Below are 24,383 nucleotides of genomic sequence, written 5' to 3'. Positions count from 1 at the left end.
TCCATAATTTCTAGCAATTAAATAAATTAATTTGCAGCTTTAAATAATGCCATTTGGGTTGGGGAACCAACTTCTATATCCACATCCCCAATCGGTTTTAAAGATACGGTATAATCAAATTTTTCTGCAACTAAATTTGCCCAACTTTCAAATTCTGCCCTTGTCCATTCAAAACGATGGTCTTTATGCCTTAATTTACCTGCGGGTAGATTCTCAAATTTGATATTGTATTCAATATTTGGTGTAGTCACAACAACTAATTTCGGATGAGCAAATTCAAAAATTACTCTTTCCAAAGCACTCAAACGAGGTAAATCTAGATGTTCTATAACTTCAACCAGAGTCACCGCATCGTAATTTTGAAATCTCTTATCTTGATAGGTTAATGCACTTTGAAAAATCTGTAACTTATCCCATTGATTTCGCGGTAAATGTAACCTATCTATTCGTTCCTTCGCAATTTCCAAAGCACGATAGGAAACATCCACACCTGTAATTTTATCGAAGCATAATTCTTTTAACAAATATCGCAACAGAGTTCCTTCTCCGCAACCCATATCTATTATTTGCTTGACATTATTCGCTTTCAATGCATCTATAACCGTTAGCATTCTTTGCTTATTCAAACTCAACGGTTTTTCGATCGCAATCTCTGCTTCTGTTTGCTCTATCTCTGTAGCATCTGGGTCTAAATTATCATCTTCTGCCAATTGTGCCAATGCTTGACGGGTAAGGTTGCCGCGATATTTGAGGTAGCGACGGGTGATTTTTTCCTTCGCTGGATGGGTATTTAACCAACCTTCACCATGACGCAGCAGTTTTTCAACCTCGTCTTCACCTACCCAGTAGTGCTTTTCATCATCCAAAACGGGAATGAGTACGTAGAGATGACTGAGGAGTTCCGATAACGGAATCGTATTTGTCAGTTCCACTGTGTAGTATTTGCTGCTTCCCCATTCCGGAAATTTCTCATCAAGTTGATGGTTTTCTGCGATGACGGTATAACCTAGTGGTTCAAATAATTCCCGGAGAATACTTTCACCGCCCCAACAAGGAACAACGCTAAGTTTTGCCGTCAGGGGAATAGGAGTGTTGACTAGTTCGGGTTTATCTTTACACCGTCCTCCCATTGCCGTACTAAAGACTTGGGACATTGCCACACTAAGGAACGATGAAGCAACATATGGTCTATCTGTAACGTAGTGTTCTAAGGTTGTACCCCTTCCCCGCACTAGTTTTATGGGGTTGATGTCCAGTAGCAATGCTGCTGTACAAAGGGTTTCGCTAGCTTCAGGGTAAAAAATATGTGCTTTCCCGAAAGAAAGGGGAAAAGATTGACAACGGTTGGGATGTTTGTGAAGCAAATAACCCAGGTCGGTTGCTGGTTGATTTGTAGTCGAAATTGTTAATAGCATGAACTTTCAAGACGGTTCACATTGGGTTGATTCTTATTTCCTACAGTTGTAACCTATGGTTTTACGGAAAATAAAGTTTTACCTGAAAATACACTGTTGATCCTCAACACCTCAACAATAGTTACAATCATGATGAAATTGTTGAAATTTGAGCCAATCTTTCCCGCAGTTGGGTATACCGTTCCTTCTGATTAACCGACCTGACAGCCATCCCAATCGCCTTTTTGGAACCGACAATAATTGCTAATTCCTTCGCACGAGTTAATCCTGTATAAATTAAGTTACGCGAAAGCATCATATAGTGCTGAGTATACAGGGGCATAATTGCAACTCGATATTCGGAACCTTGAGATTTGTGAATAGTAACGCTCCAAGCCAAAGCAAGTTCGTTTAAATCTGCGTAGTCATAGGTTACATCCCTATCTTGATACTGTACGATGACCTCCTGTTCTTCAGTGTCAATGTTGGTAATAAATCCGACATCACCATTGAATACTTCGCGGTTGTAATCGTTGGTAAGTTGAATCACCCTGTCCCCAACTCGAAAAACTGTCCCACCCCTCGTAACCTCTAGCTTCTGTGGACTTGGGGGATTAATTAACTGCTGCAACACATTATTGAGATTGCGTGTACCCACCAACCCCCGTGTCATTGGCGATAATACTTGCACATCGATGGCAGGATTAAAACCAAGGGAAGGAATAAAATCTGTTATCAACTCACTAATTGCTTGGACACCATGTTCTGGTTGTTGCCCACCACCATGCCACAAACAATCAGATTGAGGAGTCTCGGAAATTGGCTCGATATTGGGATATTGTCCAAGGTTGATTTGGTGAGCACTTCTAATAATCGCACTTGTTTGAGCTTGGCGAAATATTTGAGTAAGACGTACTACGGGTACTTTTCCCGAATTCATTAAATCTGCAAGCACCTTGCCTGGTCCAACGGAAGCCAGCTGATCATTATCACCAACCACCAGAATTTGGCTGTCTTCGGATATAGCTTTGATTAAACTGTATGCCAAAAACAAATCCAACATACTTGCCTCATCGATGATAATTGCTTTCTGTGGCAGGGGATTTTTCATATCCCTCTTGAAACCCATATTCTTGGGGTCAAACTCCAGCAATCTATGTACGGTTTTTGCTTCCAATCCCGTCATTTCAGTTAATCGTTGTGCTGCTCGTCCAGTAGGTGCTGCGAGGGCAATTGATTTTCCCATCGCCTTCCACAGTTCCACAATAGTCCGCACACTAAAGGTCTTCCCCGTTCCTGGTCCACCAGTTAAAATCGAGATAGGTGAATATGCTGCCATCTCGACTGCTTCTTGTTGTTGGGGTGAAAGTTCAACTTTGCGACTTTTGGTAAAGCGTGCAAGCCATGTGCGGACACGTTGCATGTCTGGATTGATGGGGCTTCTTAAACGCTGGGCAATTAGCAATGCTAAGTTGTTCTCAGTATTGAAAAATGCAGGGTTGTAGCAAAGTAACGTTTTATCGGGAGAGATTTCCCGAATTAGTTCGTCTGCGAGGGACATATTTTTGATGATTTGTGCGATCGCATCCTCGTTTGGTTGATGATCATCGGTTTTGAGACATTGGGATACTTTCTCTATCAATTCGGGTTGCGGTAAATAGCAATGCCCGTCTTCCGATGCTTCATTTAATATATGGGTAATCCCAGCACGATAGCGAAATTCGGAATCTTCAGGGACTCCCAAGTTACGGGCAATTTTATCTGCGGTGAGGAAGCCAATGCCGTAAATATCGGTTGCCAGTTGGTACGGGTTATTTGTGACTATTCCAATAGATTTATCCCCATAATTTTTATAGATTTTGACTGCATAGACAGTGGAAACGCCATGTGTTTGCAAAAATATCATTACTTCTTTGATGGCTTTTTGCTCGTTCCAGGCTTTTTGAATCATGGCAATTCGCTTCTTGGCGATGCCGTTGACTTCATGCAAGCGATCAATTTGGTTTTCGATGATATCCAACGTTTCCACGCCAAAATGGGCGACAATTCTTTTGGCTGTAACGGGACCAACTCCTTTAATTAAGCCGCTACCTAAATACTTTTCGATTCCCGTGATTGTGGCTGGTTTAGTTTCTTTGTAGTTAACAACCTGGAATTGCGAACCATATTGGGGGTGTTCGTGCCAAAAGCCATTTAATTCAAGTGTTTGTCCGGGTTGAATGCCTGCAAAGCTACCAGTGATTGTAGTTAATTCTGATACCCTGGGACGTTGCAACCGCGCTACCGTATAACCCGACTCCTCGGAATGAAAAGTCAAACGTTCTACCACCCCCGTGATTGATTCTTGGTTGGGAGCGGCATTACTTGATGGTTGGTTAGCTTGGTACGCGCTGGACATTACTTTTTGGAAGATGGCGAAAATATTATACTTGCAGATTCGCTGTTGTGGAAGTATTTGGTGAAAATTATTTAGTATTATTGTGCTATATAGCGTATTAAGCTATTAAGCTCTGCTTATTCGCAAAAAAATACTCCTCAAAAGGAGCATCTTATTGCCTGTTATTGAATAGCGATTGCACGTACTAATATGCTCATAACCTGCCCAGGATTATCAGTTGGTACCAAAGGACTCCAATCAAGCATATCTGCATATCCGAGTTGATCTAAAAGTCGAATTGTCGCTGTTACGGCTTTAGTGGAACCAATGAGGGTATGTTTGATAGTTTCTCGTTCCGGTAGTTGTGGGGAAATTGCTTGAAATTGGGGAATGGGTATGGTGGTATAGCGGTTATCGCAAAGAAAGTTTTGATATCTTGATTTCATCGCAAAACTCATCCTGATATTCAGATTAAATCAACTGGTTTAGCATTATTTATTGACCATGATGGCTCAACTAATTACAAGCAGTGGAAGTCATTGTTATTAATTGAAAGTACACTCGTTCCAACTCATCAGAAGTTTTGAAATATAATCGGAACGAAGCATCTCCGTATTGTTTTAAGTCTCTTTCTTCAAAAATAATTTCCTGTTGCTGTAACCATTGAGTAACACTTGTGTGAAACTCAGCTAAAAACAAAGCTGGAAAATAAATTCTTCCCGTTTTCTCTCCCGTATATTGATGAGTTAATATTTGAAACTGGGGTTCACTCAATACTTCTGCCATGATTTTTACCCAGAATTGTATTTGTATTGTCTTAATGCTGTGATTTGAGGAAGGCAGAAGAGTATTTTAGTTACTTCTATTTCTACCTTCCCTCAATTAATTTGATGTCGATTTAAGATATTTGAGAAAATTCGATACTTTCCAATTTAAGCCGTGAACTTTGTCAGCAATATTTGGTTTAGACGAGCTTCCATGACACAAGAGACAGGAACTGCAATCAATACGTTCATCTTCGGTATGACGGCAAAGTATTTCGTTATCGCTCAATGGTGCGTCGGGAGCGATAATTCTAAAAGTTCTCCATCCCAAATTTTGTGCTTCTTGAGCTTCTGATATGCTATGCACAGAAGCCATTAAATACTGCTTCCACAAGCTATTTGTTCGCCGCCAATTATGGGTATAGCCTGTATATTTACCCGATGCTAAAATAATCGGCTCCCACACTTTTAATGGTGTTGCTGTCGGGTCGCCGTAAGAACCCAATCTAATTGGATAGCGATATCTTCTGAGAACTTCAATTTCATTATTGCTAAGTTTTGAATAGCCTCCATATTGATATTTTCTGTAAACTCGATTGACACCCAATAAGTTAACATAACAACTTCCAATCTCACTCATTTTTAGTGGACATTAGCCGCATATGCCCTTGTCAAAACCTGCTTTTGCAGCGTGAGTTGGAACAAATTCTTGCTGTAGTATCCACGATTGGATCATTTCGGTTCCTGTCTTTTTATTGAAGCTTGGAAAGACGAAGCCAGTCAAAATTAAAACGATAGGAGAACCGTCAATCAGAGAATTACCTTCCCACGCGATATAACTATTTTGTCGCATATTTCTAGCAGTATTGTATTTATTGAGTTAGGGCTAAAAGCATTTTTATTGAAGCGATTGAATGCTTTTAATCAAAATCCTCCAGCAACGATTAATCACTGGAGGATTATAAAATTTAGCTATGAGTTTTTCATATTAGTAGCAAGTGCTATCTTCAATCATTTTGGATTGATAACTCATATTGCTCCGTTCGGTATATTCTTGTCTGCGTTGCCAAGAAATTTGATTTTGTACTATCAAATCTTCAAGGGTTTTACCAAATTTGCGGTTAGCATATTCCAATAATTGTTCTAGGGAATATCGATTTTCTTCCACTTTGCCGAAGTCACTTGTAAAGCGCTCTTTGAAATTATTCCAATCGAAAGCCTCTTTTAGGGAACGCTTGGCAACAAGCCCACAAAGTTCACGGATGGAGTAGTAGACTTTGGAATATACTCGTTCGGAGTAATTATTTACAGCATAATCACCTAATATTGAATCATCGATTGCGTTAAAAGTAGTCGTTGAGGATTTACGTGTAGCCATGATGAAAACATCCTTTAATTCTTCATTTCTCTCTTGGCGTTAGCCAGAAGAATGCAGGATTTGAAAAGCAGATGGTAGAAGGAAATAAGTCTAAAACTCAAGATATTTAGGTAAGAAAAATAGCATTTCTGTATTACCTCTACTGCCATCTGCCTTCTTTTTAAAACCATGCAGAATCGTCACAGTCAGACATCAAGTCTTTGATTTCGCAATAATGCTGATAATCAATTTCCAATTGCTGTAAGTCTGTATCTGATAGCAAATTTTGTAGTTCTTGCACAATCTCTCTAACTTTGCTTTCTTCACTGATACCTGCATAGTAGATTTTGATAAATTTGTCAGCTTTGGTCATAAATTGTTCGAGATTTGTGACAAATGTTTGCCCACTACTAATTGCTTGTAACATAAATATTCTCCCAATATTGATAACTTTGATGTGGTTTAATATTCGCTGGGGAGCATGAGAACTGTTTCTATTAAATAAAGCTTGATATGGCTTAGTGAAAAATCTGTGTATTCGATTTCCTGTCGTAATACTTCTTGATTTGTATCCCACTCACAAATCAAAACACCAGAATTATTTTCAACTCGCAAATACCAGATTTGAAATTCTCGCAAATTTTGATTAGAGAGAAAGGTTTTAGTTTGATGGGAGAAAATTGCATCCAAGAGCCAATAGCAGCTAGTCTCTTCGGCTAAATATTTGATGCCATCTGTATATTTTAAGCCTAGCCAGTGTTTGTAGAGAGTCGTAGAACCAGTAAATTGGTTAAGTGCGGCTTCTATTTGTTGCGGCGTTTTCATGTTGAAAAATTCCTGATTTTACGGATTTCACACACCTGTAGGCGTTAGCCGCAAAATTAAAGCTGCTGGCAAAATTACCAACAGCAAAGGTTTTTATTATTAGAAATTCATAGTAGTCATTTTTACTTGAACAACAGTTGTGAGCAAACTAATTCATCTACTGCTGCCAAATCTTCTTCGGTAAATTCTTCGCAAAAGCCTTGTGGATAGTCAAAAACGACTGTGTAATTCCAGGTATTTGGGGAATTATAATCTAATCGCAATCCCGTAATTTGACCTTTTGCCCATTTTTTGCGATCGCAGTTACTTTTAATTGTGACTTGTTGTCCAAAAACATGTTTGGGAGCTTTGGCAAATGGGTGAGTGAATGTGATGTTTATGATGTTCACAGGTTGATTCCATTGACTTCACTCGCATTTTTGGCGTGAGCCATCAATAATTTAGGCTCTTCGGTACTTGTTATGCCATACTAATGAACTAAGTCCAATTTAACAAGCATCTAATCTTGAAATTTTGAAAATTTCTGAATCCATATCCAGAGCGTTTTATCAGCTTAAGTTTATTATTAATTCCTTCTACTGTTCCACTTGTTGTTCCATTATCAAAATAAGCGATAATTTCATCAAACCAGCGAATAATAGTATTATTGCTACGAGGAAAGTATTTCTTTGCTTTTGACAACCACATTCCTAGCTTAAAAACTCCTGTGTACCAATGATCAGTCAGGTTAAATATTTTTCTAATTTTTTCTTTAAAATCATGCATTTCTTTCAAAACTGGAGATACTCTTTTAACTTCTCTGAGCTTTACTACTTGTTCGTCAGTTAAATTATCTTCATTCTTAAGTAAGGAATATTTACTATTTTTCAAGCCAGCTAAAATGATTTCATACTCAGCTTTTTCTGATTCTGACTTGGTTTCTTTGATTTGCTCTTCAATACTTCTTCTTTCCCTTTTTCTTTGCGTGTCTAGTTCTTTGTTTATTTGTGTCATAACGTGAAATCTATCTGCAACTACTTGGGCATTGGGCATTAATTCCATAACTAAGTTTTTATAACCTTGCCACAAATCAATACTGACCTCTTCTATTTGCTGTAAGACTTCTAATCCCCATCCAGAAAGAGCTTCTTTGATTTTATCTTGTGTTCTTCCATTCAAAATCGCAAGTAATTTAGATGCATCTAAGTCTACTAATACTGCACAGTAATCACCTTTGCCTTTGACTAAAGCAATTTCGTCAATTCCAAGCCTTTTTAAGTTTGATGGTTTGGAATCACATAATTCTTCCGATGCATCCTTTAACATTCGTTCTATCTCTTCAGTTGTGACAATGCCTTTTGATGCGACACTATGAATATCACTTTCTAAAACATCTTGTATTATTTTTTGTGCTAGTCGATTTGTGTAAGTCCTCTTCTTTTTTGCATAATACAATTCCTCACTAAATGGTTTTTGACACTGATAACACTTAAATTGTCGTCTATTTACTTCTAAGAATACTGGCTTCTCACTAAAAGGTAAGTCTTTAATAATATGGCTATGGTTTTGATGTAATTTTTCGCTTTTTGTCCCACAATGAGGGCAAATACTGTATGATTTTGTTGACTCAGTTTGTAAAATAATCCCAATTCCATTGTAAATGCGCTGTGAAGTGACTTTTATATCTTTTAAATCCAGAAGTTCTGTCAGAACTTTTATACTTCTTTTCTGAGTCATGGTTATCAGATATAGTAAAAATTATTTTTGTTGTTTTTATAGAAAACAACAAATAATGTCTACCTGTCAAGCTAGCAAAGCTTTAAAACTATATTTCAATGTAATTATTTAGAGATTTTTATGCTTTAGCTTAACCTTTTAGCATAACAAGTACCGAAGAACCATAATTTATTATGCTTGTAGGGATTTTGTGGGTGCTGTCGTAGAAAATATGCGATACCTACGGTGGTAAACTACGCCTAATCAATTTAGCCCGGATAAATCAAAAGCGATCGCTCTCTTGAACACGCACTAAGAATCTTTAACATCAGTATGCCAGAGTTATTAAATTAAAGAGTCTGCGATCGCATTCAATCTTTCCTGCAATTTACCTTTTTCGCAAGGTAGTTTCAATAGTACGATCGCTTGCATAAAGGGTTGTTTGACTTTTTGTATATATGCATCCATTGCGGTAGTAATATTGTTTGGTATTGGTTGATAGTCTCTCAGTCCCAGTAAGTATGCGATTACTTCCTCTTCTTCAATTCCTCTGAGGTTATGTATTACTTGGTTACGCAGATTCGATTGTCTTAAATGTGCCCATTCTCTAAAATTAGGTGCGAGAATTAGCAACCACTCCAGCATTCCCGTCCTACTAAACTCTAAGTCTTGTTTGATAGAGTATAGGTAAAATCTGTCATTATGCTTGGAATATGGAAATTTCAGAAGGTCAAAAATATCGTTTCTAACTTTATCGATATTTTGAGAATTTGGAAGTTTCAGAATGTTTCGTAATTCATCGTTATTTGGGGAAATTAGTCCTTTGGTAGTCCATTTTACCAACTCTGCAACAGGAATACCACAATAATTTGCTGTATTTTTTTGTATTTCGCTTTTAATTGCTACTTTGAGAAATGTTTCTTGGGCAGCAGCAAGTAGGGAAATTCCCGGTAAATAGTTATTTTGCTTGAAGAAAAATCCAATTAAATCGAGTCCATCGACTATTCTTTGGGTAGCATTGGGTATGCCAAAATCCTCCTTTATACTATCTGGATTGGTATTTTGAGACTGACTTTTGAGATTAAAAAAATCAACCATTTGTTCGAGTTGTAAAATTATATTTTTATCGATGCGATCGATTCCGTCTAATAATTTTAAGGCAGTGCTGGGAAAACCGTTTCTAATTAATGGTTTGGCTTTTTGAATTTGCAAACCACGCCAATATTCGGAACTATCGATAATTTTGGCTTTTGCTTGGTGATTATAGCTGGCATCATAGTATTGGTTACTAACGAGAAATTCTACTTTTCCAAAAATGCCTAAACTCGCAAATTGTACGGCAGCAGAAATTGCTGGAGTACCTGCTTGATGACTGACGTATACGATTTTATCTTGCAGTTTGGCAAATTTTTGAGAAAATTCTGTTTCCACTAATTTTAAAGTAGCATCCCAATAATCTAATCCTTCATCAGAATTCGGACAGAGGGAGATAAATTCAATGGGGATGTCGAATTGAGTTTTGAGGTATTTTTCTAGTAGAGTTTGGAGTTCTATTGTATCTTGCCAGTAGGGACATTTTTCGTTAATTCTATCCCATTTATTCGGGAATAAATTATTTTGGTCTGTGGTTAAAACAAATATTTGCTCTAATTTATGAGATTTTTTTTCTAATTTTTTTTCTGATTTTAATTTCTGGCAGAACGTTTCGATTAAAGGGAATTCTAATTCATCAAAATATTTTGGTTCTTGCTCAATAATCTGACTGTAAGCAACACCTAAAACTCTTGCGGGTAGAGTATATCCTTCTTCGATAGCATTGGGGTTAATTGGAATAGGAGAAGCAAAATCTGTGCATTCTAAATTATCCCTAATTGTATGAAATATTGTATTCCAATTATTCTCTTTTTTGATGCGAACGTCGCTATTTCCCGTTGTAATAATCCATATTGCCATAGAATATAAACCTCGATAAATTTTCATGAAAGAAGTAGGCTATATTAGAACGGAGTTCGTAACGCACCAAATACTTGTGGGTGTCGTATTAAGCTAAAACGGGCTTAATTTATAATCCCAAAAACCTTGCTGTAAGGCTTTCACGTTTCAAAAGATGTCATTTAGATGCGTCTAAGCTTACGAGGGATAAATGCGCTTGAAATAACTCTTTCCCAGAAAATCGATAAATTGTGTAGTGGTGTTGCTTGTATCTGGGAATATAGTTAGTAGTTCGATATATTCATCACCCATACGTCGCATTGTTCCATCTTTTAATTTGCTATATCGAGGATACATGCGATGCCAAATTCTACCTATTTGACCTATTTGTCCTGTTAAAGTCGAACCTTTAATCGTTCCACCTTCTTTATATTCACCATGAAACCAATGCACTGCTGAAGAATCATCTTCATCTTCAGCAACTCTTGCCCAAACTTGGACTTTTTGCGGATGCCATACTTCTCGCCATTGACTTAAATTGTTACTAGTCTTTTTGTTATTGGCAATTATCCACTGATGGATTTTTTCGTCTAAAGTGGTGAAAAATTTAGAAATATTTTCCAGTCTATTTGTTGGTATATATAATTTTTCTGCACCTTGATGAAATTCCCAATGACAGCCTATCATTGGTTTTTGATTATTCTTCAAGTAATCGGGGAAAAATATACGATGGTCAATTCGTCTCCAAGACTTGCCAAAACCACCTAATAACAAGGAAAACTGGATAAGTTTAATAGCTAGCGATCGCAATTCTGTTTTATATTCCTCGCTGACGGAACGCATAGATAAAATATGCAAAATTCCGTTGTTTAGTTCGTAAGTAGGGATGGAATTTCCACGGTATCTATATCCATCCATTTCGAGTTCGAGGGGGTTAAAAACAATCCCCAAATCTCCAACAACCGCACCATCTTTACCTGCAAACCCACCCCAAAGTTCCCTAGTTAATGCTTCTGCGCTATTCTCATCGGTGATTCCGGCAAATAAGCGCAAGGTATGACCACGTAAGGCAGCTTTGAACATATTAGGACGAAATTCGCCCGTTTTATTAATCAGTTGGGATGCTAACCCCTGTCCCGTTAATCCCACTGTCAGCAATTTCGTTTCTGGGTGCTTGACAGGTTGACCATAACCAGCACTAACACGAGAACCAATTCCCCGCTCTAAGGCTTTTTCCCAAATACTCCAAATTGTATCCCACTCACTACTCTCGATTTTTATATTGCTAGAGATACCAAAAACTAAAGTCGGTTCATGTAAGGATATTTGGATGAATGCTGAATGACTGCTACTGTCTTTGAGTTGCCAATCAGCTTGGGGATGAACCACATCTACAAGTTCTTTATCTTTCCAAGTTGCGTCTTTGGGATAGCCACCATGAAACCTCAATATACCGGGTTTTGTTGTGGAATCTGCTTTACTAGCGATACCACCACAATAATGCATAGCTTGTTCGGGGGTGCAGCTACGTAAAAACGCACCTTTCATACTTGCACCAGGGTAATAGGGAAATCCCCCAGATGCAATTACTGGACGAATTACATCATCATCTTGTCCGCTATTGGAAATAAATCGCCAAGTAATTTTATATTCTTTGGTACTAACGCGATTGCTAAAGTTCGAGACATCGTTGCCAACTCCTTCTTCCCACTCATCAACCCATCTGTAGGCTTTTTCTGGCTGGGCTATGTATTGAATTTGACCGCGACCTTTGATTTGGGCTTGAAACATCAAAGGTATTTCTCTGTAGTTTGTCATACTTCCTCCTCCCGATCGCCTGCTTTTTTATATCGTTGCGTCCACCAAACTAATGAGTCGCAAAATTGAGTTAATACCGACAAACAAATTTTTTGGTCATCAAGGGATAGAGACCATAATTTTTTGGCAACTTCCTCGATTTGTTCTGTATTGCGATCGCTGATTTCGTCTGAGGGTAATTCCACACCAGTTCGCTTCATAATTCGGACAAATTCTTTCCAAACACTTTGCCAGTATTTGCCTTTTTCCCGTTCTTTAGCATCATTTTTACCCAAAAGACGTAAATGTTCGCCCCAAAAGCGTTCTAATCCGTAAGCAACGGTGACACGCATTTTGTGGGATTGACCGATTACACCTTCTTTATTGCGGAAAGCTAATACTAAACGTTGTGCTTCTTGATCTAAATTGTAGGGTTGCCAGTTCATAGGGTAAGTAACAAGGTAAAAGTTAATACGAATTACAGGGGTAAGAAGAAGTTAATTACGGTTGACTATTTTTAACTGGCAATGACCAAAGCCAATCGATTCCAAACCACCCAGGTAGATTTCGTCTGTAATGTCGTTGGGGAAAGGTTGCCATTTCTTATTTGATTTATCGTCGCGGATGGCAATGGGAAATACTAAAATTGTTCCTTCTGGTAATGCTTCTGTATTAAAAAATCCACCACCATCGACAACTTTTTCATTATCCTTTAAGCGCACGCGACTCTGACGGTATAGTGCCATATCGTGAATCATCGCAATGTCACTATCATCGACAATTACAGCAGGTAATTCCTTTCCGTTGGGAAACCATTTAGATAAATTTTCGCTGCGAATAATATTCAAAAATCCTAAGTTGAAGAAAATTGTTTTTTTACCCTGAGATTCTCTAGCTCTAATATTACTAGAAGCAACATAGAGACTGGGGATTTCTGCATCAATTTGGGCAATACGTTTGTAACGTTCCAATAGTCGGGGACTGCTAACCCAAACAATGGGTTGACCGGGACAAAACACAGGAAGCCAAACAATTGAAGCATGTTCAAATTTAACCATCGATTCATTATTAATCTCTGATTGTTCCGAACTCGCACCTTCCCCATACCAATAACTAACCTCTTTTTCGTCTACCTGACTTCTCATTTCTGCACGAAAACGACCGCGTAAGGAACTACCGGGAATAATACCTGTTTGGGTAAATTGGTCGCGGAAAATTAAGTTGAGATTCCCACTTTCTTCTCCTGCGGTTGCACCAACATGGAGGGGTGCAAGGGTTTCAATAATGCCGAAAGCTTTCTTATACATATTTATTCAACTCCTTTATTCAATACCTTTAATTTCAATTGGCAAACACAATCCACAACCCATACGTTTTAAACTAATTCCCTCATTAGGGAACCATGTTTCATCCCATTTCCACCATGTTTTGTTGAGTGGTTCTTCTAACACAAAAACACTTCCGGTGGGAACAGCATAACGTCCCCTTCCTAGTTGTTTTTTAGCTCGGTAGCGGTAATTAATAGGTTTGTCAGTTAGCATCAATTTTGGTTCTGGAAAGTCTTGATGCTGAGGGTAGCGGTAAGAAAAACGTGTCGAACCCCAAACTCCAGGTGCAATTAATGCAAATGCGCGGTTAATAGGTTTATTTAACAAATTTAAAGCGATACTGCCTAATTCTTCGCATTCAATTTCAACAACATGATTTTCACCACCAAAGCGATACCATCCGTTTTTAATTGGGTAGGTAGATAGATAAATTAAACAAATATTATCCGGGATTTGAACGGCATTTTCTAGAAATAAGCCATCTTCGTTTTTAACACAACGCTGTTCTTTTTGGATATCGGGGTGTAAAAACGAGGTAAATTTCCAAGGACTGGCAGCTACTGGTTTTTTAGCACTTTTAAGGGTACTTTTAAATGCCTGCGTTGGGTAATTCCAAGTTGAAATTGTTTGCCATTGATACTCTGGTTCGAGTTTTTCGTCTTGTTTTTCGCGTTGCCATTTACCCGTTTCTAAGTGCCACTCATCTACATCTTTTTTAGAAATAATTTTGTGCCAGGGAATGGGAACATAAAAATTTTGTTTATTATTAGATTCAGCCCAAAATGGTCATCCAACTACAAGATTTTCCCGTAATTCATCTTTAGGAAATAACTCTTGTGCATTATTAATACTAAAAATTAACCCCGATAGTGTGGCAGCTTCCGGAGGAAATTTTCTACCAGAACGTCCCACCAAGTTTTCTGGTGATAGAAATTCTCCCGAACAGCCATACATAAATCCCAATGGATGAATACTAATTAAGTATTTGAACATAATTGAAATCCAACTTTAATTAAACTCCGCATCCAGTCAATTGTTTTTTCAACTCGTTCATATTCTTCATCGTCATCTGTATAGCCAACGATGTTTTTTAAAAGATTATTGTCTTTACTCAATTTTTCACCTTCTCCGGGAAAGTAAATATCGAAAAAATCTAATGCAAATTTACGATTAAAAGTACGTTTATCGATATTAAAAGCATTTCGCGCTTCTAACTGTGCTAAATCGGTATAAATATGACTCCAGTTACTATTACCATCCAAGTCTTTATATTTATCTAAAATATTTAAATAGTTCCAAGGACAAGTCCACTCAACATATTGACCACTATTAAACAGAATCCGAATAGTAACCCGGTTTCTTCCTAATGATTTCGCTACTTTTTCCGCTTCTCGACAATGCTGTAAAATATCCCGCTGGGGTACGCTCGATGCTGCCCAAATAAACCCGACACTCACATTTATAGGTTGCTTGTGTTCTCTCCATTTATTTGGTAATTCTAATAACCATTGATATACTTGTTCTGGTTCAATTTTTGGTTTATCTTTATCACTATAAATAGCTCCTAAAAAGTCATCACCACCTGCATATACAACCCGTCCAAATTCCTTTGGAAAATCCCTAGCAAAATCTCTCCCCCATTCACGCATTGCTTGGCTAAATAATTTTACTTCTGCATCACTCTTTTGCGCTAAATCTTTGAGATAATCGCCAACTTTATCCCCATCCCCCATAAACCAACCTGTGCATCGTCCTTTTTCGGTTTCTGTGATTTTTTCGGGACGACGATAAATATCGCTGAAACTATTACCAAGTGGTGATATGCCTAAACTTGTGGCAATATCTTCGTGGGTAACGAGACGTTTTACTAATTCGGGAATACTAAGTTTTTCTTCGAGTGCGATGTATTTTCCCTCTGGTTCCTTATCTAGGGAAATTCCTTCTAATACACAAGCTAAACGACGATAGAAAGTTTTGATTTCCTCTTTTTCTGCGCTCCATTTGCGATTATTGGGGTTTCTAGATTCCGCACCTAAACCGGGAAATGCGATCGCATCAGTACCTGTTAAGCTGGAACTCTCACCAATCCAATTTACTCCTATCCAGTCACGGGAGAGTTTTTTGGTTTCCAAGTCTTCCATTGCTGCCGAGATTGTGTCCCCACTACCGCAAAACACTTCCCACGCATAGTTTCCCCAATTTTGCCATTCCCGTTCCCAGTGATATGTACCGTATGATTTTTCGGGTAATTTTGTCCCTATCCAGCTACGACACTCGAATAATATCCGCTTCCATGCTGATGACAGGGTATCTCGCGCTTGTTTTTCTGTAAAGTCACCTTTTAGTAAAATGCGGTTTGGCATTCCCTTCTGCATTTTGATAATTGCAGGTGATACCACCTCTGTTGTTTTTCCAGCTTCGTTGAGTAACTCTTGGCTGAGGTAAGAGAGTATCTGCGATGAGCCGTATAAATCCCTAAGTTTACGGGATTTTTCGATGAATCCTTGCACTGGTGCGAAGGTTATGGCAGTGTATTTGGGCATAGTTCATGTTTTTGCAAGTTATGACTACAGTTTTTATCGTATTTATACTTAAGTTGTTTTAACATAATTTCTACTAATTTTGAGAAACAATCCAGATAATTGCCTGAAAGCTTATATATACGGTAGTTTACAAAATTAGCAAAGCTACAATTAAGCGATCGCTCAAAATAGTGGGAGAACTTATTTTACTCAGTATGCTTATAGATTTATACATCAAGTTACTTAAGTTGTGGTTGCTCTTTTCTATCTTGTTTTGAAATGCTTTATTTTGCTATACTTTCCATGCGAATGACGAATTATACTGAATGTATCTAAATTTCTGGCGCGATCGCATTTCCCTGTTATATTACATTTCCGAAAGCGATCGCACTTGTAAATATCTATCAAGTGGTACTCCCAGAGTCGGTGTTAGCTACCATGACATTTCTCGAAAAATATCGAAAAGTACCCTATTTTTGGCAAACCGAAGCGGGGTTTTACAAGTGATAGGATTTTGGGAGTTGAAACCTTTGTCTGTAAAAGCTTTCAGCTATTTTAGTCTCAAAGGAGGTCTGCCAAACTTCTGAAATACTCTCTGGGCTTGGTTTTGCGGTTATTGGGTTGAAGGATTCTCTTGACAAGCGATGCCTGAAACGGTACTTTTAGTTGAGGTCTGCCAAAAGGCTTCCTGGAAAGCTTATTTTATAAGGGTTCCAGATGCCGGGGTTTCAAAGCTTCTTTTGAAGCTGAATTAATGGAAACCCTTGGTAAGCTCAATTTATAATCAACTGCTTTGTTGGTTTCAAAGCTTCTTTTGAAGCTGAATTAATGGAAACTCATTTCCTTTATAATCCTTAGCCGTTACCTTAAGGTTTCAAAGCTTCTTTTGAAGCTGAATTAATGGAAACTCAAAGCAACCTATTATTACATTACATGGATAAGTTTCAAAGCTTCTTTTGAAGCTGAATTAATGGAAACTTTTATGTAGATGATCCAGTTTCCAAGGGTGATATTGGTTTCAAAGCTTCTTTTGAAGCTGAATTAATGGAAACACAACACAACTTATCAGCATCTTAAGTGGCAAGAAAGTTTCAAAGCTTCTTTTGAAGCTGAATTAATGGAAACAAGTACAAACGGCAAATAAATTTTCCAACTCTGAAGTTTCAAAGCTTCTTTTGAAGCTGAATTAATGGAAACGCATCTGAGCTTCGTTGCTAGCCAGTTGATTTTGGTTTCAAAGCTTCTCTTGAAGCTGAATTAATGGAAACCCTTCGATACAGATGATGAGGTGGATGAATTCAATGTTTCAAAGCTTCTCTTGAAGCTGAATTAATGGAAACTAAATAAGGAAGATTTATCCCGCTAGGTTGATTATGTTTCAAAGCTTCTCTTGAAGCTGAATTAATGGAAACGCAATTTGGGTAGAAACACCAAGGTTTGTAATCGTTTCAAAGCTTCTCTTGAAGCTGAATTAATGGAAACTATTCTTGGATGGTTTCGGGTTTAAATTCAGCCGCTTGTTTCAAAGCTTCTCTTGAAGCTGAATTAATGGAAATAAAACACGTTTTAAACAAAAACATTAATTCGTCATTCGCATCAAGAATATCGACAGATAGAAATGCAGGACATAGGATAGAAACATCAGTAAAATACCTCTGACAAATTTTTCTCCTTAACAAACCCCAATGTCCGCATTGAATATCTGTCACTTCCTTATTGGTGTTCCTGGTAGCGGTAAATCCACCTTCGCTGCTGCATTAGCAAAACTCGGTAACAATGTCATCATCTCCACTGACGAAATTCGTACCACACTCTACGGAGACGCAGCAATTCAAGGAAACTGGAACGAAATTGAAAACCAAGCACTTCTTTTAATTCAACAAGCACAAACATCAAAAAAAAGTGTCATTTACGACGCAACCAACTTCAAACGTGCTTTCCGCATGGATTTTTTAATGAAAATTAAAGAGGATGGGGAAACCCTACCCCTACGTTGGATTGCATGGTACTTAAAAACACCCATCGAAACCTGTATTAAATGGAACCAAAACCGTAACCGACAGGTTCCCCAACCAATAATCGAAACCATGTCCAAATTGCTGGCAAACTTCCCCCCACTCATCGCTGAGGGTTTTGCAACAATCGAAGAAATTGATGTCACCAAATTCCCAACAGATACCGCAGCATTTACAGCACAAATAGAAAAACGCATCAATAGCTTAAAACGTCGCATCACCAACCGCAACAACCGTACTCAACACGACGGTATCATCTTTCATCGCTACAGCAGATTGCTCGATTTTGACCGATTAATGCACCTAATTTCCCTCGTTATTAAGTATCCCGGTATTGGCAACTTACACACAACCAACCCCAAATTACTGGAAAACATCTTAGGTGAAATCCCTGAAACTACCAGTAATATTGATGAAATTACAAAAATAATGGCAAAGTTGCATGGTGGAATTTATGGGAATCCATCAGAAATCATCGCAGACTTACAATGGCTGGAAGAAAATGGGGTTATTGCAGGAAACAAAGAACAAGAAAATAATTCTTTGTCTCTTCCCTCTCCCTTATCCTTCCATTGCCCACATCCCACACATTCCTATTCCGATACAGAACCTTTCCAACGCTTGATTGGGACAATTAGTTTTATTTTGCACAACCCATTTCTACCCAACATTGGAGACGGAAATTTACCAACCCTCGCGCAAGCACTCCAACAAGCGGGAATTACTTGTGGTGATAACTTAGACACTCTCCGTAAAGATATTGAGAAAATCTTAAAACCCTATCAAATATTACCTGAATTTGCTATGCGAAATGGTTACTTTGCAGGTACGGGAATTCTTTCCCAAGCTGAATTAATCAGGGTATTTGAGACACTGCGATCGCAAGCCCAGAGTTTAGATGACCCTTTAGCATTAGAGCTTTATGAGACATTCAAGCAAAGAATGTTACAAACCAAGTTGATTGATACTGATAAAAAAGTCTATCCCGTGCGTGCGATCGTAAACCGTTCTATAGTCGATCCGCGATATCTCCACAGCACAGCTTTAGTGAATAATTTACCCAAATTAGAAGCAGCTATTTCTAATGGTGAAGTTTTGGAGTTAAACCGTTTTTCAGGTAGTGGAGGCTATGATTATGACCCCAAAAGTTTCTTTTTAGCTTATCCTTTGCAAATCGTTTTTTCTAACTTGGCTTGGTATTTGGGGTTTGAATCCGTTGGAGGCAATGAACCAGGTTTATTACGATTTGAACGGTTAGATAGATTATTTTTGGGGAATCAGCAAAATAAAACTCGTTATCGAAGCGAACAAGAGAAGTCATTACAAAAATTACAAGCACTATTAAAAGGCAGCGCTGGACTATTTCTTGGTAATAGTGAAGTTGAACAAAGTAAGTTTTTAAGTCAGGATCAAAAGGTACATATTACTGCCTGTATGACAGTAGAACTTTGGTTTAACAATGATGTTTACAAGTTCATTACCGAAGGAACAAAGCGATTTGCCAAAATCAAAATGTCTCCCCCAGTTTCCAGTACAAAAAATAATCTTCCCAAGTCGATTTTTTCATTAAAAGCAACAAAAGATAAACAATTTCCCCATCGATTCCAGGTAATATTACCTAAATGGTCTTTACATGACTTCGATTTGTGGCGTTGGATTGTTGGATTTGGCGGAAATGTGAAGGTAATAGAACCAATTGAGTTGGTAGAGAAAGTAAAAGGAATTGGTAGCGGGATTGTTCAAGTTTATGACACAAAAAAATAATAAGTAACAAGTAATAAGCAATAAAAAAAGGGGAAAGAACAAAAGCCTTTCCCTTTTGATAAAAGCTTGATTCTCTATAAAGATTGTATTTAAACCAATTTTATTATGACTATTTATTTCTATCTTTACTAAGTAGTTAGAGCATGTTTGAAAAGTACCCTGACATGTCATGCTGAGGCACGTACTCCGAAGCGGAGAAGTAAACTACGCGTAGCGTGTCCCCTTGGGACTCAGCATCTCAAAATACGCATGAAACGCAAGATTATTCGTTTCGTAAGACTTCACTCAGAATGACAATTTATACCTATTTCCTGGAAGTCCTTACGCAAAATTATTTATACTTTTGTAGTCTAAAGTCAAAAAGCCCAGTTCACTGACTACGGAATTCCTTGTTTCCATTAATTCAACTTCCGAAGAAGTCTAAAGCATGTGGAGTGGAGGTTAGAATAACAAAATTCAGGTTTCCATTAATTCAACTTCCGAAGAAGTCTAAAGCGTAGTTTGTGCAGCAGAAGTTGAAAGCAGCGACACGTTTCCATTAATTCAACTTCCGAAGAAGTCTAAAGAAGTCCCGCGACGAATTACGGGCAGAGCTAAGAGCCCCGTTTCCATTAATTCAACTTCCGAAGAAGTCTAAAGTTTTTTTGCTAGTGATGAGTTTTCTTACATCAAAGGTTTCCATTAATTCAACTTCCGAAGAAGTCTAAAGATTAGTTAGTTCAACCGAAAATTCCGTGACTTACACGTTTCCATTAATTCAACTTCCGAAGAAGTCTAAAGTTTTATCAGCAAAAGATGTAAAAATCTTTTCATTCGTTTCCATTAATTCAACTTCCGAAGAAGTCTAAAGTACTCTGAGGAATTTAAGATCTACAGAGACCCTAATGTTTCCATTAATTCAACTTCCGAAGAAGTCTAAAGCAAATTGAGAGTCAGCTGGTGTACCAACTCAACGAGTTTCCATTAATTCAACTTCCGAAGAAGTCTAAAGTCCTGATGGGATGTTAGTAACGTTCCAGAATCGTGTAAAGTTTCCATTAATTCAACTTCCGAAGAAGTCTAAAGGAGACCGAGACCGAGACCGAGACCGAGACTCAAACTGTTTCCATTAATTCAACTTCCGAAGAAGTCTAAAGATTTTTTGACTATGCCCACTCAAGCGGCAAACCAGTGTTTCCATTAATTCAACTTCCGAAGAAGTCTAAAGCTTTGCATTGGGGAGAGTTTACAAAAGCAGATAAAAGTTTCCATTAATTCAACTTCCGAAGAAGTCTAAAGAATTGAGACAAACTCATTTCTCTTTGAGGACATATCTCTGTCTTGTTTCCATTAATTCAACTTCCGAAGAAGTCTAAAGTGTCTCTCAATTTAGAAGCGATATAGCCTTAAATAGTTTCCATTAATTCAACTTCCGAAGAAGTCTAAAGCTCTGCTAAATTAAGCAATACCCAAGCGAAAACTTCCTAGTTTCCATTAATTCAACTTCCGAAGAAGTCTAAAGGCTAGTCTTTGAAAGCCTTGTCTAGTTGCTATTCTACAGGCATTTTTTGTGGGATGCAAAATTTTTCCTAAATAATTGATAATACTTAGCAGTTAACCTACAATCAAAAAGTATCAAACCCATATATAGAGAGCGATTTGTGGGATAAAACGAGAGAATAAGGGTTTCAGCCATTGCGTCTATCCCACAAACAGTATACTAGGCTACAGTTTACAAATCATTGAACGGTAAACCTTCACCTCACCCATCAAACAAGCAACATACTCCCGCACGGGAGCAACTCCATACAACGACGATATGCTACCTTATGTCCTGTGTGTGGGTATGTCGTCTCGGTTTGTAACTTTTCCTCCCAATGCTTAAGGGACTTCCAGAAAATAAACTATTCCATTGGAAATAATGATAATCATTTTAAAGGGGGATGAAGGGGCTGCCGACGGCAGCCCCTTCATCCCCCTTTTGTAGTAATTTGAATAATGACTGAGTTTTTGAGTGTAGCAACTGGTGACTATAGTATTAACTGATTCTCTGAAAAAGTTGTTCATTGAAACTGCATCTCAATTAAAAGGTGCAGAAAAGCGTAGATTTATGGCTTCGACAGTTCAAAGCTTAGGTTTAGGAGGGCAAAGACTTGCACAATCAGAATTAGGATGGAATCGAGACACAATTCGCAAAGGAACAAGAGAATTAAAAAGCGGTATTACTTGTGTTGATAACATGAGTGGCAAAGGACGTTACAAAGCAGAAGAACATCTGCCAAATCTTTTAGAAGATATCAAAAAAATAGTTGACTTCTATAGTCAAACCGATCCGAGTTTTAAAAGTCAAAGACTATATACTAGACTCAGTGCAGCCGAAGTTAGAAAGCAATTAATCGAAAAGTCTGGTTATAGTGATGAAAAGTTACATACATCAGAAACAATTCGAGTCAAATTAAATAATTTAGGTTATAAGCTCAGAAGGGTAAAGAAAGTTCAGCCTCAAAAAAAATCCCACAAACTGATGCAATCTTTGAGCAATTAGATGTAGTAAATAAAGATGCAGATGAAGATAAGAGTGTTTTACGTCTAAGCATGGACGGAAAAGCCTGTGTTAAGATCGGCTCATTTGACCGAGGGGGTAAAAGCCGGGATGGGGTGAAAGCATCAGACCATGATTATAATCCGAAAACAACTGTAACTCCTTATGGAATATTTCTTCCAGAGCTTGACGAGTTATTTTTGTACTTTACAGAATCGAAAGTTACAAGTGATTTTATCGTTGATATTCTAGAAGATTTTTGGTCTTGTGAAAAGCATCGTTTTTCTGAAGTTAAAACACTACTTCTGAATCAAGATAATGGTCCGCAGAATAGTTCGCGGCGTACCCAATTTATGAAACGTATAGTAGAGTTTGCTCACAAACATCAAGTAAATATACGTTTAGCTTATTATCCTCCCTATCATAGTAAATACAATCCAATAGAAAGGACATGGGCAGTACTAGAAAATCATTGGAATGGGAGTATTTTAGATGAACTAGAAACGGCTTTAAATTTTGCTAGCACTATGAAATGGAACGGGAAACATCCAGTCGTTAAGCTAGTACACGAAACTTATGAGAATGGGGTAAAGCTTACAAAAAAAGCTATGGCTCAAATCGAAAAACAGATTGAGCGGCTAACCGATTCTAATCATGAAGTTTTCCCAAATTTAGGTAATTGGTTTATTGATATTTGTTGTAGTAAAACAAACGTGATTTCATTTTAATAGCAACATTTATTTAGCGGCAAAATATCCCTTATTTACACTGTTTAACTTCAAATAACAAGTGTATAGACTCTTATGCATAAATGAGGGGGAGAAAAGGGCTTGCCGACGGCAAACCCTTTTCTCCCCCTCAAAATGATTATCATTCTTTAAATCAACCTGTCTTTTCCTTTTTTTGGAATAATTTATTCTTTGGAAGTCCCTAAGATACTTCTTCAAAGCACTGGCTTGTAAATATAGCGGTTTTTATATAGGTGAAATACACTTATCTTGCTCCCGTTCCCCATAAGCGAAGGGGTTGGGGGTTAGGGCAGTGTATTGGAATTGCTATTGTTCTTCAGGATTTGGGGAAGTGTACTGAGGATATCCATAAGGTACTTCGGGATTTGGTGGCATATATTGAGGATATTCATCAGCTTGATTAGAGTTGTTTAAAGGCTGTTCGGGATATTGAGGATAATTAGGACTAGAGTAATTAGGTGAAGGTGAATTTTGTCGTTCTGATGCACATTCACCAGTATTCACTCCTATTACAGCACAAACACCACGCTTTAATATTGGGTCAAATAACTTTTTCAAATTTAATGCATGGCTTGGTCGAGCAGTATATAATAGTCCAAACGAAACTAGAATTGCGATAGATATTACTTGTTTTCTCATTACTTTAACAGGTAGATGGACGTACAAAATATGCAGCTTTATTTAAAAAATAAAGCTTTCATTCGTATCACATATTTATATTCAAAAAATTTGACTGGACAAAACAATATATTTATTTGCTAAAAATAATTTTTGTCCAGCTTCAAGTAATTAAAGAAAGTTACAATTAGGAATTAAAACTTTCTTAATACTAATACTTAGCCTTCCCAAATAGGAACTCGTGTCCAGCATTTTCCGTCACGGAAAGTCGAATTGAACCACCAGCGCTTAATACGGTCTGGACGACCACTTTCTTTTGCTTTATTTTGGCAAACACGCACATTTTCTCCCTGGTCTCGACCATTCCCCTCAGAATAGTCTGTAACGTAAACTTGAACCCAAGGTGCCCAGCCAGCCTGTGCGGGTGGATTAATAGGTAGAGTAGCTACCGTAACACTAGAAACAGTAATCAAACCACCTACGAGTAAGAAACGATTAATGCTCTTATTCATTGTCCTATCCTCATTACTAGAAAAAGAATTATCTTTGTTTTCAAGACAAACTATTTAGACTAACTTTAGAGCAAGCTTTTTGGAAACCGAGTTGTTTTCCGTGTTGCTCATAGTTATTATTCAAACATTAGATTTTAAATTGAAAACAGTTTCTGGTGCGAATAAGGACTAACTTAAGCAAGTCAAAGGAAAAATCAACAAAAAGACTGTTTT

General features: G+C 37.7%; 22 protein-coding genes and 2 CRISPR repeat arrays. Of the genes, 3 read left to right on the top strand and 19 right to left on the bottom strand.

Annotation, left to right across the window (positions count from 1 at the left end; translation table 11 throughout):
• Window positions 1-26: 26 nt before the first annotated feature.
• From CAL6303_RS01410 to CAL6303_RS01335, 17 genes are all read right to left on the bottom strand, one after another.
• Window positions 27-1,415, bottom strand: a complete 1,389-nt coding sequence (locus tag CAL6303_RS01410; protein WP_015196043.1) for a 3' terminal RNA ribose 2'-O-methyltransferase Hen1 — start codon at window positions 1,413-1,415, stop codon at window positions 27-29.
• 127 nt (window positions 1,416-1,542) lie between these two features.
• A complete protein-coding gene (locus tag CAL6303_RS01405) occupies window positions 1,543-3,792 on the bottom strand; it encodes an ATP-dependent RecD-like DNA helicase (protein ID WP_015196042.1) in 2,250 nt (749 codons plus the stop codon).
• A 161-nt stretch (window positions 3,793-3,953) separates the two neighbouring features.
• Window positions 3,954-4,217 (bottom strand): hypothetical protein, encoded by a 264-nt coding sequence (locus CAL6303_RS01400; protein ID WP_015196041.1) that lies wholly within the window; start codon window positions 4,215-4,217, stop codon window positions 3,954-3,956.
• 70 nt (window positions 4,218-4,287) lie between these two features.
• Window positions 4,288-4,557 (bottom strand): hypothetical protein, encoded by a 270-nt coding sequence (locus CAL6303_RS01395; RefSeq protein WP_015196040.1) that lies wholly within the window; start codon window positions 4,555-4,557, stop codon window positions 4,288-4,290.
• Window positions 4,558-4,653: 96 nt separating this feature from the next.
• A complete protein-coding gene (locus CAL6303_RS01390) occupies window positions 4,654-5,175 on the bottom strand; it encodes a hypothetical protein (RefSeq protein ID WP_321572287.1) in 522 nt (173 codons plus the stop codon).
• A 348-nt stretch (window positions 5,176-5,523) separates the two neighbouring features.
• Window positions 5,524-5,913 (bottom strand): hypothetical protein, encoded by a 390-nt coding sequence (locus CAL6303_RS01385; RefSeq protein ID WP_015196039.1) that lies wholly within the window; start codon window positions 5,911-5,913, stop codon window positions 5,524-5,526.
• A gap of 160 nt (window positions 5,914-6,073) precedes the next feature.
• On the bottom strand, window positions 6,074-6,319 hold the full coding sequence (locus tag CAL6303_RS01380) for a hypothetical protein (RefSeq protein ID WP_015196038.1): 246 nt from the start codon (window positions 6,317-6,319) through the stop codon (window positions 6,074-6,076).
• A gap of 35 nt (window positions 6,320-6,354) precedes the next feature.
• A complete protein-coding gene (locus CAL6303_RS01375) occupies window positions 6,355-6,717 on the bottom strand; it encodes a DUF6876 family protein (protein WP_015196037.1) in 363 nt (120 codons plus the stop codon).
• A 122-nt stretch (window positions 6,718-6,839) separates the two neighbouring features.
• The gene (locus tag CAL6303_RS01370; protein ID WP_015196036.1) at window positions 6,840-7,106 is read right to left on the bottom strand and encodes a hypothetical protein; all 267 of its coding nucleotides are present in this window, start codon (window positions 7,104-7,106) and stop codon (window positions 6,840-6,842) included.
• 88 nt (window positions 7,107-7,194) lie between these two features.
• Window positions 7,195-8,433 (bottom strand): ISL3 family transposase, encoded by a 1,239-nt coding sequence (locus tag CAL6303_RS01365; protein ID WP_015196008.1) that lies wholly within the window; start codon window positions 8,431-8,433, stop codon window positions 7,195-7,197.
• 324 nt (window positions 8,434-8,757) lie between these two features.
• Complete coding sequence (locus CAL6303_RS01360) at window positions 8,758-10,365, bottom strand: hypothetical protein (RefSeq protein ID WP_015196035.1); 1,608 nt, start codon at window positions 10,363-10,365, stop codon at window positions 8,758-8,760.
• Window positions 10,366-10,542: 177 nt separating this feature from the next.
• Window positions 10,543-12,162 (bottom strand): hypothetical protein, encoded by a 1,620-nt coding sequence (locus tag CAL6303_RS01355; RefSeq protein ID WP_015196034.1) that lies wholly within the window; start codon window positions 12,160-12,162, stop codon window positions 10,543-10,545.
• Window positions 12,159-12,587: a hypothetical protein gene (locus tag CAL6303_RS01350; RefSeq protein ID WP_015196033.1), complete on the bottom strand. Its 429-nt coding sequence runs from the start codon at window positions 12,585-12,587 to the stop codon at window positions 12,159-12,161. The genes CAL6303_RS01355 and CAL6303_RS01350 overlap by 4 nt, the downstream gene beginning before the upstream one ends.
• Before the next feature lie 51 nt (window positions 12,588-12,638).
• A complete protein-coding gene (gene cmr4, locus CAL6303_RS01345) occupies window positions 12,639-13,448 on the bottom strand; it encodes a type III-B CRISPR module RAMP protein Cmr4 (RefSeq protein WP_015196032.1) in 810 nt (269 codons plus the stop codon).
• A gap of 15 nt (window positions 13,449-13,463) precedes the next feature.
• A complete protein-coding gene (locus CAL6303_RS31605; RefSeq protein ID WP_321572286.1) occupies window positions 13,464-13,796 on the bottom strand; it encodes a hypothetical protein in 333 nt (110 codons plus the stop codon).
• Window positions 13,797-14,255: 459 nt separating this feature from the next.
• Entirely contained in the window at window positions 14,256-14,462 is a 207-nt protein-coding gene (locus CAL6303_RS31600; protein WP_321572285.1) for a hypothetical protein, read from the bottom strand.
• A complete protein-coding gene (locus CAL6303_RS01335; RefSeq protein ID WP_015196031.1) occupies window positions 14,447-16,012 on the bottom strand; it encodes a Cas10/Cmr2 second palm domain-containing protein in 1,566 nt (521 codons plus the stop codon). Before CAL6303_RS01335 ends, CAL6303_RS31600 begins: the two co-directional genes overlap by 16 nt.
• Window positions 16,013-16,317: 305 nt before the next feature.
• Between CAL6303_RS01335 and CAL6303_RS01330 the strand changes: the two genes are divergently transcribed.
• From CAL6303_RS01330 to CAL6303_RS28910, 3 genes are all read left to right on the top strand, one after another.
• Entirely contained in the window at window positions 16,318-16,578 is a 261-nt protein-coding gene (locus tag CAL6303_RS01330) for a hypothetical protein (RefSeq protein ID WP_041738925.1), read from the top strand.
• 138 nt (window positions 16,579-16,716) lie between these two features.
• A CRISPR array of direct repeats spans window positions 16,717-17,547; the repeat unit is 37 nt; unit sequence GTTTCAAAGCTTCTCTTGAAGCTGAATTAATGGAAAC.
• A 129-nt stretch (window positions 17,548-17,676) separates the two neighbouring features.
• Window positions 17,677-19,770, top strand: coding sequence for a WYL domain-containing protein (locus tag CAL6303_RS01325; RefSeq protein WP_015196030.1), 2,094 nt, complete (start codon window positions 17,677-17,679; stop codon window positions 19,768-19,770).
• Window positions 19,771-20,161: 391 nt separating this feature from the next.
• Window positions 20,162-21,271: direct repeats of the CRISPR family, unit length 35 nt; unit sequence GTTTCCATTAATTCAACTTCCGAAGAAGTCTAAAG.
• A 510-nt stretch (window positions 21,272-21,781) separates the two neighbouring features.
• Window positions 21,782-23,019, top strand: a protein-coding gene (locus CAL6303_RS28910) for an ISAzo13 family transposase (RefSeq protein ID WP_085953333.1) whose coding sequence is annotated in 2 segments (ribosomal slippage) — window positions 21,782-22,262 and window positions 22,262-23,019 — 1,239 coding nt in all. Because the reading frame shifts where the segments join, the coding sequence is not laid out codon by codon here.
• A 327-nt stretch (window positions 23,020-23,346) separates the two neighbouring features.
• Here CAL6303_RS28910 and CAL6303_RS01310 read toward each other — a convergent pair.
• Both CAL6303_RS01310 and CAL6303_RS01305 read right to left on the bottom strand, forming a co-directional pair.
• Window positions 23,347-23,679, bottom strand: coding sequence for a hypothetical protein (locus tag CAL6303_RS01310; RefSeq protein ID WP_015196029.1), 333 nt, complete (start codon window positions 23,677-23,679; stop codon window positions 23,347-23,349).
• Between the two features lie 197 nt (window positions 23,680-23,876).
• On the bottom strand, window positions 23,877-24,170 hold the full coding sequence (locus CAL6303_RS01305) for a hypothetical protein (RefSeq protein WP_015196028.1): 294 nt from the start codon (window positions 24,168-24,170) through the stop codon (window positions 23,877-23,879).
• Window positions 24,171-24,383 lie beyond the last annotated feature (213 nt).

The sequence above is a fragment of the Calothrix sp. PCC 6303 genome (genome assembly GCF_000317435.1).
Classification (GTDB): domain Bacteria; phylum Cyanobacteriota; class Cyanobacteriia; order Cyanobacteriales; family Nostocaceae; genus PCC-6303.
This window is presented reverse-complemented; position numbering and strand designations above follow the sequence as displayed.